The 14,781-nt window shown below is 54.5% G+C and carries 18 protein-coding genes; 1 reads left to right on the forward strand and 17 read right to left on the reverse strand.

Annotation, left to right across the window (positions count from 1 at the left end; translation table 11 throughout):
- Positions 1-3 precede the first annotated feature (3 nt).
- The 3 genes from NYE48_RS17395 to mtrB all read right to left on the reverse strand — a co-directional run bounded on the left by NYE48_RS17395 (position 4) and on the right by mtrB (position 1,886).
- Positions 4-870 carry a heptaprenyl diphosphate synthase component 1 gene (locus NYE48_RS17395; RefSeq protein ID WP_212946829.1) on the reverse strand — a complete coding sequence of 289 codons (867 nt, stop codon included), beginning with the start codon at positions 868-870 and terminating at the stop codon, positions 4-6.
- A 135-nt stretch (positions 871-1,005) separates the two neighbouring features.
- Positions 1,006-1,560, reverse strand: coding sequence for a hypothetical protein (locus NYE48_RS17400; protein ID WP_052146992.1), 555 nt, complete (start codon positions 1,558-1,560; stop codon positions 1,006-1,008).
- Positions 1,561-1,661: 101 nt separating this feature from the next.
- Complete coding sequence (mtrB, locus tag NYE48_RS17405; protein ID WP_036710013.1) at positions 1,662-1,886, reverse strand: trp RNA-binding attenuation protein MtrB; 225 nt, start codon at positions 1,884-1,886, stop codon at positions 1,662-1,664.
- Between the two features lie 111 nt (positions 1,887-1,997).
- Here mtrB and NYE48_RS17410 point away from each other — a divergent pair, with 111 nt between their 5' ends.
- Entirely contained in the window at positions 1,998-2,138 is a 141-nt protein-coding gene (locus NYE48_RS17410) for a hypothetical protein (protein WP_340999575.1), read from the forward strand.
- 215 nt (positions 2,139-2,353) lie between these two features.
- On the opposite strand, the gene NYE48_RS17415 is transcribed toward NYE48_RS17410, so the two are convergent.
- The 14 genes from NYE48_RS17415 to der all read right to left on the reverse strand — a co-directional run bounded on the left by NYE48_RS17415 (position 2,354) and on the right by der (position 14,608).
- Entirely contained in the window at positions 2,354-2,626 is a 273-nt protein-coding gene (locus NYE48_RS17415) for an HU family DNA-binding protein (protein WP_036710010.1), read from the reverse strand.
- A 170-nt stretch (positions 2,627-2,796) separates the two neighbouring features.
- Positions 2,797-3,783, reverse strand: a complete 987-nt coding sequence (locus tag NYE48_RS17420) for an ABC transporter permease (protein WP_340999576.1) — start codon at positions 3,781-3,783, stop codon at positions 2,797-2,799.
- Positions 3,773-5,269, reverse strand: a complete 1,497-nt coding sequence (locus NYE48_RS17425) for a sugar ABC transporter ATP-binding protein (protein ID WP_341000685.1) — start codon at positions 5,267-5,269, stop codon at positions 3,773-3,775. The genes NYE48_RS17420 and NYE48_RS17425 overlap by 11 nt, the downstream gene beginning before the upstream one ends.
- A 134-nt stretch (positions 5,270-5,403) precedes the next feature.
- Positions 5,404-6,477: a sugar ABC transporter substrate-binding protein gene (locus NYE48_RS17430; protein WP_340999577.1), complete on the reverse strand. Its 1,074-nt coding sequence runs from the start codon at positions 6,475-6,477 to the stop codon at positions 5,404-5,406.
- 256 nt (positions 6,478-6,733) lie between these two features.
- Positions 6,734-8,212, reverse strand: coding sequence for a stage IV sporulation protein A (gene spoIVA, locus NYE48_RS17435; protein ID WP_036710007.1), 1,479 nt, complete (start codon positions 8,210-8,212; stop codon positions 6,734-6,736).
- 502 nt (positions 8,213-8,714) lie between these two features.
- A complete protein-coding gene (locus NYE48_RS17440) occupies positions 8,715-9,488 on the reverse strand; it encodes a hypothetical protein (protein ID WP_036710003.1) in 774 nt (257 codons plus the stop codon).
- A 38-nt stretch (positions 9,489-9,526) separates the two neighbouring features.
- On the reverse strand, positions 9,527-9,883 hold the full coding sequence (locus NYE48_RS17445) for a 2Fe-2S iron-sulfur cluster-binding protein (RefSeq protein ID WP_341000686.1): 357 nt from the start codon (positions 9,881-9,883) through the stop codon (positions 9,527-9,529).
- The gene (locus tag NYE48_RS17450) at positions 9,873-10,508 is read right to left on the reverse strand and encodes a hypothetical protein (protein WP_212946835.1); all 636 of its coding nucleotides are present in this window, start codon (positions 10,506-10,508) and stop codon (positions 9,873-9,875) included. Before NYE48_RS17450 ends, NYE48_RS17445 begins: the two co-directional genes overlap by 11 nt.
- 27 nt (positions 10,509-10,535) lie before the next feature.
- Positions 10,536-10,925: a 2Fe-2S iron-sulfur cluster-binding protein gene (locus NYE48_RS17455; protein WP_306433210.1), complete on the reverse strand. Its 390-nt coding sequence runs from the start codon at positions 10,923-10,925 to the stop codon at positions 10,536-10,538.
- Complete coding sequence (locus tag NYE48_RS17460) at positions 10,922-11,101, reverse strand: DUF2768 family protein (RefSeq protein WP_036709997.1); 180 nt, start codon at positions 11,099-11,101, stop codon at positions 10,922-10,924. The genes NYE48_RS17455 and NYE48_RS17460 overlap by 4 nt, the downstream gene beginning before the upstream one ends.
- Positions 11,102-11,267: 166 nt before the next feature.
- Complete coding sequence (locus NYE48_RS17465) at positions 11,268-11,543, reverse strand: stage VI sporulation protein F (protein ID WP_036709992.1); 276 nt, start codon at positions 11,541-11,543, stop codon at positions 11,268-11,270.
- A 65-nt stretch (positions 11,544-11,608) separates the two neighbouring features.
- Entirely contained in the window at positions 11,609-12,649 is a 1,041-nt protein-coding gene (locus NYE48_RS17470; RefSeq protein ID WP_212946836.1) for an NAD(P)H-dependent glycerol-3-phosphate dehydrogenase, read from the reverse strand.
- Positions 12,639-13,274 carry a glycerol-3-phosphate 1-O-acyltransferase PlsY gene (gene plsY / locus NYE48_RS17475; RefSeq protein WP_036709986.1) on the reverse strand — a complete coding sequence of 212 codons (636 nt, stop codon included), beginning with the start codon at positions 13,272-13,274 and terminating at the stop codon, positions 12,639-12,641. Before plsY ends, NYE48_RS17470 begins: the two co-directional genes overlap by 11 nt.
- Positions 13,275-13,285: 11 nt before the next feature.
- Positions 13,286-14,608 carry a ribosome biogenesis GTPase Der gene (gene der / locus NYE48_RS17480; protein ID WP_036709982.1) on the reverse strand — a complete coding sequence of 441 codons (1,323 nt, stop codon included), beginning with the start codon at positions 14,606-14,608 and terminating at the stop codon, positions 13,286-13,288.
- Between the last annotated feature and the right edge of the window lie 173 nt (positions 14,609-14,781).

Raw genomic sequence — 14,781 nt, forward strand, 5'->3', positions numbered from 1 at the left:
ACCCTACCCTTCTCCGACGGCCGAACCGGAAGCGTGCAGCTGACGCTGGAACGGCTCCAGAACCTGTCCGATCTCGCGAAGGCAGCCGTCGCTTTTGGCGTTTTTCAAAACGGATTGGACGCCGTTTACCGCTTGACGCAGCCGTTCGGCCATATGCTCGGCCGCTTTGTATTTCAGCATCAGCTTTTTCCAGTCCTTGTTGTCGATTTTTCGTTCTCTCAGCGCCTCTTTATCCTCTTCATTGGCCACATCCAGGATGTGCCAGTAAGAGTAACTGTAAAGAAACGGTTCGCCGCCGCTCCGCTGCATTTCCCTCGACACGGTTTCGCATTCGCTGACTTTGCGGAGCAGAGTGCCCCACAACTCGTGGAGGGATTCTTCCAGCAGGGGCGTAAAAGAAAGAAACAGCTGCATATTCAGCTGCACCGTATGCCGCAAATATTCTTCTGCCGACAATAACAGGCTTTTCATTTTGCCGTACAAGTTCATCTTCAGCACATTGACGTCGCAAATGGCCTGGCTTAGGCGCGAAACGGCTTCGATTTGTCCCTTCTGGGACAAGAGCTGATAAAACCGGCTGCTGAAATAGTCTCCTGCGAGAACCTTCAGCTGGCGGGAACGCATAAAGCCTTCGCCCGGTTTGTCCTTTTGCGTATCAATCGTTTCATGCGTATCTATACCTAATTGAACGAGGGAAGTCACCAGCGAAAACAGCTCGCTGTGCATGCCGTGACTGCCGGTTCCCTGGTTCAGGAAAATGTATAAAAGCTGAACACGAGCGTCTGGAAAAGGCGGCAGCTCCGTATGTTTTTGGATCATGTCGTATTCGACATATTTCTTTGCTAGTTGGGGTACGCGGTACGGTTTCATCGTCAGCCTCCGAGCCTTATTTCTCTTGAATCACTTGCTTATCCGACGAACAAGATCATTTGTTCACAATCTTTTCTATTATATCACATGTTTTTTCCCCACGCACGGGTGGGGAAGCCTTATTTTTATATATATCTACCCGCTAAAATATCCGCCGTAACGCTCTTTCCACAACAGGGTTTCGATCACGTGCAAACGGCTCTTTATGTATTCGGGCAGCGCCGCTTCTCCCGTCAGCCGGAGTTCGCGGTACATGGCCGAATCCCATGCGCTTCGTCCCGTGTCGGCCGCCAGAAGGAGATGGCGCGTATCCAGCCACGGATCCTCGGCCATCAGCCTCAGCTTGACCTGCTGGACGTTGCTTGTGCCCGAGAAGCAAAACGACAGGATTTCGGCGATGTTTTTGTACATTTCCGTTCGCGTCGTTTCGGGAGCGGGTACCGTCAGGTCGATGGATATCGCGGGCGCATGCCATTCCACGCGGCGGATCGCCAGCGTCAAAGGCAGCGAATGCAGCACGTCGACGATGTTGTCGTCGCTCAATTCCCAGCCCTGCCGATGCAAAACGACCGGCATCACCTGTTTGGGACGGGCCGGGGCGGCATCGGCATGCGGGGTTGCCCAAAATAAAGGCGGCGCCGTTCCCAAAGCAAGGATGAGCGCGGCGCATGGAAGGATATAACGGGTCATCTGGTAGTCCTCCTCGCTTGTTCGGTACCTATAGTTTAAGCTTCATTCCCGGAGTCCATACCTCGATTACCCAACGAAAAAAAAGCAGGCTATGCCTGCATTTAGCTGTCGCTTTCGATCACCCCGTGCTTGGTTTGAACCTCCGCCTTGCCGCGGATTTTCATGGCGGACGTATGATCCGTGAACTGCGCGATCAAAACCTCGCCTTTATCGAGCTTTTCCGTATGATGGAATTTCGTATCAGTACCGCGGGTCAGCCCGATCACCTGCACGCCGTTTTCTTTGGCCTTCACGACGATGTAATCGTTGTTGTTCGGATTTTCCATATGAATTCCCTCCTTCCGCCATCATCTGCGCGATCGATTCTTCTCGTAAAATTCGATGCCGTCCTGGGAAAGCTAATCAAGCAATATACTAAAAAAGGAGTGAGCCCCAAGATGAATCATTACGAACCGGCGCCGCTGGACGAAGAAACGATTTCGAAGCTCCGGGAGTATGAACGCCAGATCAGCCGGGAAGCAGGTTATCCCGTCGTCCTGATCGCATACGCGGACCAAGACCAACCCGCATCCCAATGAAGTACGCTTGAAAACTCCCCCCCGGCCGGTCCCTGCCGATCCGTCTCGTACCGTCCAGACAGAAAAGAAAAGGCCGTGAACGCCTGCGCGTCAAATCGGGTTGAACCGAAAAGCTTTGCAGGTACCCGAAACGCTGCTGCGGATCAAGATCTGCAGCGGCAGCCGGGTTCATCACGGTCTTTTTCTCACCAGCTTATTGGAAATATGTAGAAATCTTATTTGATTCCGTCTTTGAGCGCTTTGCCTGGTTTGAAAGCAGGGATTTTGCTCGAAGGGATTTCGATTTCTTCACCGGTTTGCGGGTTGCGTCCTTTACGGGCGGAACGCTCGCGAACTTCAAAGTTGCCAAATCCAACGAGTTGGACTTTGTCTCCGTTTTGCAGAGCTTGAGCGATCGCTTCGAATACCGCGTCAACGGCTTTCGTCGCATCCTTTTTGGACAATTCTGCAGTTTCAGCTACTTGGGAAATCAGTTCGGATTTATTCATGGTCATTTCACCTCCCCAAAGGTTCGATCGGTTGTTACTCACTCTTTCCGTTTTGCAGCAAAATATACGTTCATCTGCTGTTATTTACAGATAGAATCGCCGTAAAGCCAGTACAGCCGCAGGCGCGGACAAACTTATAGTAATACAGCGCCATTATAATTTCAAGAGTTTTAAGCTTTGGAACGGTTCAAAACATAAAAAGTGACGGCAAGCGCCAGCACAAGCACCGTTCCTTTGATAATGTCATGCGTAAAATACTGCATGTTCATCATCGTCAAGCCGTTGACAAGCACGCCGATCAGCACGGAGCCGATGAAGGTGCCGATGACGTTCGGCTTTCCCGCGCCAAAAACCGAGAAGCCGACGAAGACGGCGGCGACGGATTCCATCAGCAGCGGCGAACCTGCGTCGATTTGCCCCGAGCCGACGCGCGACGCATACAAAATGCCGCCGATGGCCGCAAAAATGCCCGATGCAACGTAGGCGAGGGTGCGGACTTTTTTCACCTTGATCCCGGAAAGTCGCGCCGCCTCCTCGTTGCCGCCGGTGACGTACATTTGCCTGCCGTATTTCGTGCGCGTCAGGAAAATATGGACCGCCGCCACGGCGATGATCAACAAAACGGCGGAGATCGGGATGCCGAACCACTTCCCCTGCCCCAGCTGAAGGAAAGCGGCGCTCATTTCCCCGGGAGCCTTGGTGCCGTCGGGAAATTCCATATGATTATAGATGTTGTAGCCCTGCGCATAGGTTTTGTGGATGCCGCCGACGATGTACATCACCGCAAGGGTCGCCAGCAAATCCGGTATCCGCAGTTTAACGATCAGCAAAGCGTTCAGCAGGCCGATAAGCGCCCCTGCAAGCAAAGAGACGATGATCACGACATAAACGGGCTGCTGGTACCAGATCATCAGCGAAGCGGCTCCTACGGTCGTCAGAGAGACGGTGGAGCCTACCGACAAATCGAAGCCGTCCACGACAAGGGAAAGCGTCACGCCGATGGCAACGAACGTCACGATCGTGATGGAGCCCAAAATATCGCTTAAGTTGCCATAGGTAAAAAAGTAGGGGAGCCGGAACGAAAAAAAGGCGATCACCCCGATAATGACGACAACCGCCCCGTAACGGAACGCGTAATGCAGCAATTTATCCTTCATAATCTTCCTCCATGCCTCCGCTGGCGTAATATAAAAGCCGGGCCTGCGTGGCTTCGCCGCGCTTGAACACCTTGCTGACCGCGCCGTCCGCCATGACCGCGATCCGGTCGCCGATCCCGAGCCCTTCCGCCAATTCGCAAGTAAAATAGATGATGCCTTTTCCCGCTGCCGCGAGGTCGCCGATGATGCGGAAAATATCGCTTTTCGCCCCGATATCCACGCCTTTGGTCGGCTCGTCGAAAATGAATACTTCGGCGCCGCTTTCAAGCCATTTGCCGATGGCCAGCTTTTGCTGGTTGCCGCCGCTTAAATAGAGGGCAAGCTGATCGCCCGAAGCCGCTTTGACGCCAAGCGAACGCACGATGTCCGAGCTGAGGCGCTTTTCTTTTTTGCGGGAAACGAAGCCGAAACGGCTCACCCGGTCGAGAATGGGCAGCGTCAGATTCAAATCGACGGACTGATGAATGAAAATGCCCTGCTTGCGCCGCTCTTCGGGCACCAGCACGATCCCGGCCTTGACCGCGTCCGCGGGCTGCCGGAACGACAGCTTTTTCCCGCGCATCTCGATCCGGCCCTCTTCATGCTTGTCCGCGCCGCCCAGTATTCGGGCAAACTCCGTTTTGCCCGCACCGACGAGACCGACGACGGCGAGCACCTCGCCGCTTCGCACCTCGAGATCCGCCCCGCGGACTTTGTAGCCCCTACGGATTCCTTCGGCTTTAAGCAGCGGTTCGCCGATCTTCGTCTCCCGTTTCGGAAATTCCTCCTCGAACGTTTTGCCGAGCATATGGCCGATGATGCCTTCGGCGCTGATGTCGGCCGCGGGCCCGGAGTGGACCTTCTGCCCGTCCCTCATGACCGTCACCCAGTCCGCATGCTCCAGCACCTCGGGGAGCCGATGCGTAATGAAGATGCAAGCCACGCCGCTATCTTTTAATTCATGCATGATTCTGAACAGCGCTCTGCATTCGCCGTCGCTGAGCGGAGCGGTCGGCTCGTCGAAAATGATCGCCTTGGCGTCCTGCGCCACGATGCGGGCCAGCAGCACGATTTGCTTTTGCGCAAGGCTGAGTTCCGCGACCTTCCGATTCACGTCGATGTCCGCCCCAAGACGGGATAAAACGCTTTTCGCCCGCTTCGCCCGGTCCCCGGTCCGGATCCAAAGGCCCGATTCCTTGGAGGCAAGCGCGTCCAGCATCACGTTTTCCGCGACCGTCAGCTGCGGCACCAGAGCCGAATCCACCTCCTGGTAGACGCAGTGGATCCCGCTTTTTTTCGCGTCGGCGGGAGAGGCAATCCGGAGCGTCTTGCCATCCGCGGCTATGTCCCCGCCGTCCGCCCGGTAGGCACCGGAAAGGATTTTCATCAGCGTGCTTTTCCCCGCCCCGTTGGCGCCGAGGAGCGCATGGATTTGCCCTCCCTTTGCCGTAAAATCCACCGCGTTCAGGGCCGGAACGCCGCCGAATTGCTTGGTGATCTTTTTCATTTCCAATTGGTATGAAGCTGTCAAAGCGGCCCCTCCTTTTTTCGCTCAAGGACTGTGGATCATCCTCATATGATTGAAAAGACCGTGCCTAAGCACGGCCTTTCAGCATGAAGCCCTGGCTTGACGTTCAGCCATTACTTGCCGTATTCCGCCATCCAATCCGCAAGGCCTTGCTTGCTTTCGCCCCAGCCTTTCACGTATTTGGACAGCTCCGTCGTCGAAATTTGCTCTTGAGGCAAAGCGTCGCGGGATACGTAAACCGGCTCCAGCACCACTTCGTCCTCGGTTTTGTCGCCATGCAGCTTTTGGTATCCGTATCTGACCTGGATGCGCCCGATGTCCTTCGGATCCACCGCGGCGGAAGCGACCCAAGGATTTTTCGGATCCTGGATCATCTGCAAATCTTCGTCGCTCATATCGATGCCGTATACTTTGATTTCGTCGCGTCCGGCTTGCTGGATCGCGCGGGCGGCCCCTTTGGCGAATTCGTCCCAGGCGGTCCAAACGGCCGAAATTTGGCCTTTCGGATACTGCTTCAGAATGGCTTCCATTTGCGTTTGCGTATCAAGGGCCGGATTTTGGGCCGTGCCGAACGTCGCGATCTCTTTGATGTCCGGGTTTTCCTGCATGAATTTGCTATATGCCGTCTGACGGCGTTCCATCGGCGCGAAGCCGGCGACCCACACCTTGACGATATTGCCTTTGCCGCCGATGTCTTTTTTCATTTGTTCCAGCGTCAGCTCGGCCATTTTCCGGTCGTCCTGGGACAAGGTCGTAGCGCCCGCCACGTGGACGTCCGCGTCGAATACGACGACGGGGATCTTCTGGGACACCGCCTTCTGAACGCCCGGCTGCAAGAGCTGATCGCCATGGTCCGTCAGGATCAGGTCAAAACGCTGGGTAATGGCGGAATCGAGCAAGGATGCCATCTTGGCCTTGTCGTTGCCCGCAACGAATTTCGTCAGCTTGCCCCCGAATTTTTCGACTTCCTCGGTGACGCCCTGCACGTACTGCTGCGAGAACGTGCCTGTGTTGAATTCCATGATGAGCGCCACGCGTTTGCCTGCCAAAGGCTTGTCCGCATTGCCGGCAGCGTCCGCTTCGCCGCCGACGGTCGATGCGTTTTTTTGCCCGCAGGCGCTTGCCAGTAAAGCCCAAACCAGGAATAATGAGAGCAATGCCGCATTTCTTTTTCTACCGAATCGCATCGGTTCTTTCCCCCTTCAACTCTCTACAATGTAAAAATGTTATACATAATATAAGGCCTAAAACCAAGTATGTAAATAGGTTTTTAATTATTTACGCCATATTTTTGCAAAATTCGACTAAAACCGCTTTTCTCATCGGTATGATGAAGTTAAAAAATGCTGGCGCGGCTGGGAATATCGACCGGTTTAATCCTGCAAACGAACGCAAAAAACCCCGCCGGCGGATAGCTCCGCCGGCGGGGTTTCGCATGCAGCGTTACAGAATGATGGCGATCAGGCCGCCCGATCCCTCGTTGATGATTCTGCCCAGCGTTTCCTGCAGCTTGTATCGCGCATTGTCCGGCATCATGGCGATCTTGCCTTGAATGCCTTCGCGCACGATCGAGTGCAGGGAACGTCCGAAGATGTCCGAATCCCAAATTTTGATCGGGTCGTTTTCGAAATCCTGGATGAGGTAGCGCACAAGCTCCTCGCTTTGCTTTTCCGTGCCGATGATCGGGGAGAACTCGGATTCGACGTCGACCCTGATCATGTGGATCGAAGGAGCCGTCGCTTTCAGCCTCACGCCGAAACGGGTTCCCTGACGAATAAGCTCAGGCTCATCCAACGACATTTCCGCAAGGGACGGCGCGGCGATGCCGTAACCGGTTGTTTTCACCATTTCAAGCGCTTCCGCGAACCGGTCGTATTCGCGTTTGGCATGGGAGAATTCCTGCATCAGCTGGAGCAGATGATCCTTGCCGCGGATTTCGACGCCGACCACTTCCATCAGGATTTGGTCATACAATTCATCCGGCGCGAACAAGTCGATTTCCGCCACGCCCTGCCCCATGTTCATGCCGCTGAGCGCGGCGCGCTGGATGAATTCGTAATCCATGAATTGGGACACGACGCGGTCCACGTCGCGCAAACGGCGGATGTCCTTGACCGTATCGCGGACCGAATTTTCATAGTTGCTCCGGAGCCAGTGCTTTTCGTTCAGCACCATCACCCAGCTCGGCAGATTGACGTTGACTTCATGCACGGGGAATTCGTAAAGCACTTCGCGCAGCACGCCTGTCACGTCGTCCTCCGTCATCGTCGCCGCGCTGAGGGCCATGACCGGGATGTCGTATTTGTCGGCCAGTTCGTTGCGCAGCTGCAGCGTTTCTTCGCTGCGCGGACGGGTCGAGTTGATGACGAGCACGAACGGCTTGCCTACTTCCTTCAGCTCGGCGATGACGCGTTCTTCGGCTTCCACGTAGGAGCTGCGCGGGATTTCCGCGATGGTTCCGTCGGTGGTGACCACCACGCCAAGCGTCGAATGTTCCTGAATGACTTTGCGCGTTCCGATTTCAGCCGCTTCCTGAAACGGAATCGGCTCCTCGAACCAAGGGGTGGAGATCATGCGCGGACCGTTTTCATCCTCGTACCCTTTTGCCCCCTCAACCGCGTAGCCTACGCAGTCCACCAGGCGGACGTTGACCTCCAGTCCCTCGGTTACCTTGATTTGCACTGCATTGTTCGGCACGAATTTCGGTTCCGTCGTCATGATGGTTTTGCCGGCCGCGCTTTGCGGCAGTTCATCCACGGCTCGTGCCCGATCGGCTTCGCTTGCGATGTTCGGAAGCACGATGGTTTCCATGAACCGCTTGATGAACGTCGATTTGCCTGTTCGGACCGCGCCGACCACACCCAGGTAAATGTCCCCGCCGGTGCGTTCGGCAATGTCTTTAAAAATGTCCACTTTTTCCAAAAGAGATCCCCTCCTCATTTACTCCGAAGGAAAAATGCTTAAGAGCATCCCGCTTCGTGTTCCATCTGAAGCCTCGAGCCATTGCAACGGAATGGAGCCATACAATGTCGTCAGTAGTCCGCCGCCGGGGTCAGAATCGGATTGGAACGGCAAAGCGGCGATACTCGCTTTAGGCATTTGGACTAGTATCATATTATGTACCTATGAAAAACAATATGACGGGTATTTTGCAAAATCTCTTAACCTATAGAGAGTGTTCTAAAGCCCGTTCACGCCCGATTTCCGCCGCTCTTTAGCCCATTCCATAGATCCCGAGCTTTGCCCGGCCTCGTCATCCTTTCCAGTTATATGCGCCTTGCCGTCCATCTATGTAAAATATTTTGCGCAAACAAAGCGTGGAGCCCCGCTAAAAGAAGATTCTCTGAAGCCCTCCCCCAAAAATGCAAAAAGCCGCTCTTCGCAAGCGGATCGCTTGGAACAACGGCTATAGGAATCTATGGGGTTATTTGGACGAAGATCCGGGCGCGACGGCTACCGGCGCGTCCCCGGACCATCGGTACGGCAGCGATTTGACGGGAACGTATTCCGACGCTTTCACCAGCTCTTCCCGCAAATCCTCCTCTCGGGTCGGCTTGAGGCCTTGCTTATCGATCAGCTGCATCATATCGAATGCGTAGTCGACGTAAACCGTGCCTGTTCGGTCCATGATAAAACGGACCTCCTGGCCGGAATAGACGCTTTTCAAACCGATGTCCTTCAAACCTGCAAGCGAAGGGTCCACCGCATGAATATCCGGGTAAACTTCGTCTCCGGCAGGAAGCTTCCCGTCATGCGCAATCTTGTATTGGTTGACGAGACGCTGTACGTCGTTGACTTTTTGGACCGTGATCAGATCCATCACTTTGACCGTAGGTTTCGTTTCTTCGTCCTGAATGAGGAAGTAGGCGCTTCCGCCCTTCTCGAAGGCGGTCGACGGGATTTCATCGATGAATCCCTCTTTTTGCAGCTTATCCAGGTCGATCCGGAATTTCTCGTATTTCGGCGTTTCCTGGTCCGCGTTCAATATCGGCAGCAGACCTTTTTCTTTTTGATAATCGTCGATCGCGGACTGGATGCGTTTGACGCTTTCGCGATACGACACCCTGTTTTCGTTTTTTTTCTCATCCGGGTACAAACATCCGGACAAGCTGACCGCAAGCAAAACCGCCATGACGGCGGCCGCGGCTTTCCGGAGGGTACCGGAACGTTTGGCGAAATGAGCCTGAGTCACAATCATCATCCTTTATGTCGTGAAAATGTCAAATCGGGCAAGCATCACCAAAGGTCTTCCTGATCCCGCTGCCGCGCCGCCTCCAGCTGTTTGCGAATCGCGGCCTTCAGCTTGTCTTCAGGTATGGTGACGGTCACCGTTCCTTCGATTTTCGACTGGCAGGCCAGCCTTATCCCTGTATGGATCAACGAGCCAAGCTTCCGGCTTTCCGCCTCCGACGGGGGAGACAGCTGCTCTTTGGCTTGATCGTCCACTTCGATTTTGCACATGAGGCAGCCCATTTTGCCGCCGCAGCGCGCCGGAATAGGGGCGCCCGCCCGGCGGGAAGCCGCCAGCACCGTCGTGCCGGGGCTTACGGCCGTCTTTTTGCCCGAAGGCTTAAACGTAATTTCATGCTTCATCATGCAACGGCTCCTCGGGCGCGACGCGAAAATGGCTGCCGTCTCCGTTCAAGCCGAGCAGTTTTTCGATTTGCACCGCATGCTTGCGCGACAGCCGGCAGGTTTCGAAGATGCGGCGGAGCAGCGGCATATGGCTCCCCAAATCCGTCGTCATCGTTGCGGCGATCGCTTGGTACCGGTCGGGACGCTCCCTAAGCACGTTAAACACCAATTCATGTCCAAGCGGCATCAGGGGAATGGAAAAGCCTCCGATCTCAGCCGTTTTGGCTTCCGGGAGCAAAAGATTTTCCACCAGAACCTCATAACGGCTCCCCGACGCATGAACCTTAAAGCTGCCGACCAGTTCCATCAAATAATCGCCCAGCTTATAATGGCTGAGGGTGGAGTGATATGTATCCGTCCGGCTCACTTCGGGTTCGTCGACGGCCAAGTCGTTCAGCAGGACGTGAAGTCGGCTTACGCGGACACCATCCGCATAGACGTCGATATCCCGGGGCATGGCGTCAAGACGCACGTTCTGGAGCAGAAGTCCGCAGCTTCCGCCGACCAGCCAGCAATTCCCGGCTTGCCCGAACCGTTCAGATAACTGCTGCAGCGCATGATGTAGTTCGGATGAAACCTGCATGTCCCACTCTCCTATCCAACCATCCGTTTAAAAATAAGTTTTGTTCCGCGCTACGATTTTTCCCGGGGATCTTACGACCGCCTGGCATCCAAGGCGGAAACCTTCGTCGAATTCTTCCGTGTCGAGGCGCCGAAGTTCGGCTTGCGTCGGCTCTTCGAGCAGCTCCGCTCCCTCCACGACCTGACATCTGCAGCGGGCGCACGTGCCGCGGCGGCACATATGCTGCCAGTCGATTTCATGGTCCTTTGCGTGCTGAAGGATCGTTTTTCCCGGTTCGGGCACGACCGTTTTTTCGATCGTCCGTCCTTTCAGCTGCATGGTAGCTTCCCCGGAAGCCGCGGTTGCACGTTGTTCCGGTTCAACCATCTCCTCGTTTGCCGGCTTTTTTTTGTCAAAAAAAATGCGGAACGGGTTCATATCAACGCCGCCATTCCTCCGAGAAATCCCACCACCATAAAAATAAACGCCACAAAAGATAAAGCGCCGCGAAGAATGCCGGTTGTTTTCGTGCGGGCAAACGTAATTAAAAACACGGATAATCCCATGATCAGGATGGCAATCAGGGAGACCCACATTTTTGTCATCGGATCCATAGGCTGACTCTCCATTTCTTGATATATAGACGTATTATAGCATGAAACTTGTCCGCATTTTTAGCGGAAAGGGTTACGTAATATCGACATCTGAAAAAAAGAGCATAAAGTCCTTGAAGCTTAAGGCTTCAAAGGCTTATTGCCCTTTGATTTTGGGTAACCCGATTTATTTCTTCATCATTAATTTCATCAACGATTCCATGTTTTGCGGGTTCATGCCGCTTTTTTTGACCGCGCTCACGATGTCCTGGATCGTCTCTTCGCTGACCGGAACGTTGGCCATCGCGGACACTTGCTTGATCAGTTGGCGGAGCTGGGTCTCGTTTTGCATCGTGGACGGTTTTACGGTACTGGCTAATTTCTTAACCTGGCTTTCCGAGATGCGCTTACCGGATTTCTTGTTGACGACGTTCAGCACATCTTTTGGGAAATTTTTGCTCATCTTCTCCCCTCCTCCGACAGTCCTCAACTTATATATATGAGGATTGGCCCTGAAAGGTGAAAAGATCAGCTATGCCATTGCTCCCAGGTTTTGAGCTTCATGGCTTCCATTTCCGTCTTCGGGTCGCGGCCCATCAGGGCTTCGACAGCGATGCGGGGATCTTTGTTCTCAAACAGCACTTGGTACAGCTGCTCCGCGATCGGCATTTGCACGCCGTATTTGGCGGAAATCGTGTGGGCCGCTTGGGTCGTGCGGATCCCTTCTACGACCATGCCCATGGAGTCCAGGACTTCGTCGACCTTTTTCCCTTGGCCAAGCAACGAGCCTGCCCGCCAGTTCCGGCTGTGGCGGCTGGTCGCGGTAACCACCAGGTCACCGACCCCGGCAAGCCCCGAAAACGTAAGCGGGTTGGCCCCCAGTTCGACGCCGATCCGGGTGATCTCCGCAAGCCCCCGCGTCAGCAGCGCCGCTTTTGCGTTGTCGCCGTAACCAAGCCCGTCGGACATGCCGGCCCCAAGCGCAATGATGTTTTTGAGCGCTCCGGCCAATTCGACGCCTAACATGTCCCTGTTGGTATACACGCGGAAGTCGGCGTTCATGAACAAATATTGCGCCGCGGCCGCGGCCTTTTGGTTAAGGGAGGCCACTACGACCGTCGTCGGGCAGCGGCGGATGACTTCCTCCGCGTGGCTCGGCCCCGATAGAACGACAACGTCGCCCTCTTCGATGCCAAGCTCTTCGGAAATGACCGTCGACATCCGCTTCAGCGTTTCGGTTTCGAACCCTTTCGTCGCGTGGATGCACAGCATGTCTTTGCGCCAATACGCCTTCAGCGACCGCGCCACTTCGCGCATCGCTTTGGACGGGGCGACGATCAGCACCGCCCCCGCATCCTTGACGGCCTCTTCGAGATCCGTTGTCGCTTTCAGGTTGGCCGGCAACGCGGCGTCAGGCAAATACCGGCTGTTCATATGCTTCTCGTTGATTTCCCGTACCTGCTCGCTGCTGCGGCTCCAGATCACCACGTTCGGGTGATTGCAGGCGAGAACGCTGGCCAGGGCGGTGCCCCAGCTTCCCGCAACCAGTACGGCTATCTTATTTGACAATGCCCTTTCCCCCTTTGGAACCTCCGGAGCCAATTTTGTTTTCCCGTCCTTGAACGATCTTTACGATATTGCTGCGGTGTCTCCAGAAGGCAAACAAACAAATGACCAAACTGGACCAGAAAATCGGCCAGTCGAAACCTTGGATCAAACCAAAGACTAACAGAGAAATAGGAGTCAGCGCCACGAATACAAGCGAACCGAGCGAAACGTAACGCGTAAACACGATCAATAAAATGGCGATGATTCCCGCGCACAATGCCGGGAAAAAGCAGAGCGTTGCCATAATGCCGATCGTGGTGGCGATCCCTTTGCCGCCGCGGAAACGGAAGTACACGGGCCAGTTATGGCCGACGATGGCAGCCAGGCCGCAGAGGGCGGGAATCCATTCGTTTCCTCCCCCAAGCCACTTGCCCAGCCAAATGGCGCCGATGCCCTTCAATACGTCAAGCAGCAGCACGGCAATGGCCGGCCCTTTTCCCAAAATTCTCAGCGTGTTGGTAGCTCCCGCATTTCCGCTTCCATGCTGGCGGATATCGATCCCTTTCAGAAGTTTGGCCATCACGACGCTGAAACTGACGGAGCCGAGCAAATAACTCAGTACAATGGCGATGATCTTTAATGTCAAACTATTCTCCCCTAACTTTCATCCGATTTGCGCCGCGTAAAGATCCTGATCGGGGTCCCTTCGAAATCGAACGCCCCCCGTATTTTATTCTCCAAATACCGTTCATAGGAGAAATGCATCAGCTCAGGATCGTTAACAAATACAACCATGGTCGGCGGCTTGACGGCCACCTGGGTGACATAGTTAATCCGCAAACGCCTTCCTTTATCCGTCGGAGGAGGGTTGATCGCGACCGCATCGGAAACGACGTCGTTAAGCAGATGCGTCTGCACGCGAAGAGAATGCTGCTGGGCCACATGCTGAACGACGGGCAGCAGCTTATGCAGGCGCGACTTCGTTTTGGCTGACAAAAACACGATCGGTGCATACGTCATGAAGAGAAAATGATCCCGGATCTTTTTCTCGAACTGGTGCATCGTTTTGTCGTCCTTCTCGACGACATCCCATTTGTTGACGACGAAAATGGATGCTTTGCCCGCTTCATACGCGTAACCGGCAATATGCTTGTCCTGATCGATGATGCCTTCCTCGCCGTTGATGACGATCAACACGACGTCCGCCCGTTCGATGGCGCGCATGGCCCGCATGACGCTGTATTTTTCCGTCGTCTCGTATACTTTGCCGCGTTTGCGCATTCCCGCCGTATCGATCAGGACGTAACGCTGCCCGTCCTTTTCAAACGGCGTATCGATCGCATCCCTTGTCGTGCCCGCGATATCGCTGACGATGACGCGTTCCTCGCCGAGAATGGCATTGACGAGAGAAGATTTGCCCACGTTGGGGCGTCCGATCAGCGCAACGCGGATGACGTCCTCGTCATAGTCGTCGTCGCTAAGATCGGGCAATATATCGACGATCGCATCAAGCAAATCGCCGATGCCTGTTCCGTGGCTGCCGGAGATCGCGATCGGGTCGCCGAATCCAAGGCTGTAAAACTCATAAATTTCGTCATGGCGGCTGAGGTTATCCACCTTGTTCACGGCGAGCACGATCGGCTTTCCGGAGCGGAACAAAATTTGGGCCACTTCTTCGTCCGATTGCGTGACCCCGCTTTTGGCGTCGCACATGAACACGATCACATCCGCTTCCTCGATTGCAAGCTCGGCCTGCATGCGGATGGATTTCAAAATGACGTCATCGCCGTCGATTTCGATCCCCCCGGTATCGATGACGCTGAACGCTTTGCCGTTCCATTCGGATACCCCATAAATCCGGTCGCGGGTAATACCCGGTTTATCTTCCACGATGGCCAGCCGGTCGCCGATCAATCGATTGAAAATGGTTGATTTACCAACGTTAGGCCTGCCAACGATAGCTACTACGGGTCTTGCCATATTCACTCCTCCTGTCAATACTTACGATAATCATCATAGCAAAAAACGCTTATTTTGGCTAACCTTTCATGGACGGATCGTCTTATTAATCCTATTTTCCCGTAGAAACGGGATTCCATGCGCCATTGAACCTGTTTATTATACGTTTTTGCGCATGACATGAAAAAAGCGAA

Source organism: Paenibacillus sp. FSL M7-1455, from assembly GCF_038004655.1.
Classification (GTDB): Bacteria; Bacillota; Bacilli; order Paenibacillales; family Paenibacillaceae; genus Paenibacillus_AQ; species Paenibacillus_AQ cookii.

Bases quoted from the DNA above. Each gene is read 5' to 3' on its own strand.
- NYE48_RS17460 (WP_036709997.1), bottom strand. From the start codon at position 11,101: ATGGATCCGATGACAAAAATGTGGGTCTCCCTGATTGCCATCCTGATC.
- der (WP_036709982.1), bottom strand. From the start codon at position 14,608: ATGGCAAGACCCGTAGTAGCTATCGTTGGCAGGCCTAACGTTGGTAAA.
- NYE48_RS17450 (WP_212946835.1), bottom strand. From the start codon at position 10,508: ATGCAGGTTTCATCCGAACTACATCATGCGCTGCAGCAGTTATCTGAA.
- NYE48_RS17430 (WP_340999577.1), bottom strand. From the start codon at position 6,477: ATGCGATTCGGTAGAAAAAGAAATGCGGCATTGCTCTCATTATTCCTG.
- NYE48_RS17455 (WP_306433210.1), bottom strand. From the start codon at position 10,925: ATGAACCCGTTCCGCATTTTTTTTGACAAAAAAAAGCCGGCAAACGAG.
- NYE48_RS17445 (WP_341000686.1), bottom strand. From the start codon at position 9,883: ATGAAGCATGAAATTACGTTTAAGCCTTCGGGCAAAAAGACGGCCGTA.
- NYE48_RS17410 (WP_340999575.1), top strand. From the start codon at position 1,998: ATGAATCATTACGAACCGGCGCCGCTGGACGAAGAAACGATTTCGAAG.
- NYE48_RS17420 (WP_340999576.1), bottom strand. From the start codon at position 3,783: ATGAAGGATAAATTGCTGCATTACGCGTTCCGTTACGGGGCGGTTGTC.
- mtrB (WP_036710013.1), bottom strand. From the start codon at position 1,886: ATGGAAAATCCGAACAACAACGATTACATCGTCGTGAAGGCCAAAGAA.
- NYE48_RS17415 (WP_036710010.1), bottom strand. From the start codon at position 2,626: ATGAATAAATCCGAACTGATTTCCCAAGTAGCTGAAACTGCAGAATTG.
- NYE48_RS17465 (WP_036709992.1), bottom strand. From the start codon at position 11,543: ATGAGCAAAAATTTCCCAAAAGATGTGCTGAACGTCGTCAACAAGAAA.
- NYE48_RS17395 (WP_212946829.1), bottom strand. From the start codon at position 870: ATGAAACCGTACCGCGTACCCCAACTAGCAAAGAAATATGTCGAATAC.
- NYE48_RS17425 (WP_341000685.1), bottom strand. From the start codon at position 5,269: ATGAAAAAGATCACCAAGCAATTCGGCGGCGTTCCGGCCCTGAACGCG.
- NYE48_RS17400 (WP_052146992.1), bottom strand. From the start codon at position 1,560: ATGACCCGTTATATCCTTCCATGCGCCGCGCTCATCCTTGCTTTGGGA.
- NYE48_RS17440 (WP_036710003.1), bottom strand. From the start codon at position 9,488: ATGATTGTGACTCAGGCTCATTTCGCCAAACGTTCCGGTACCCTCCGG.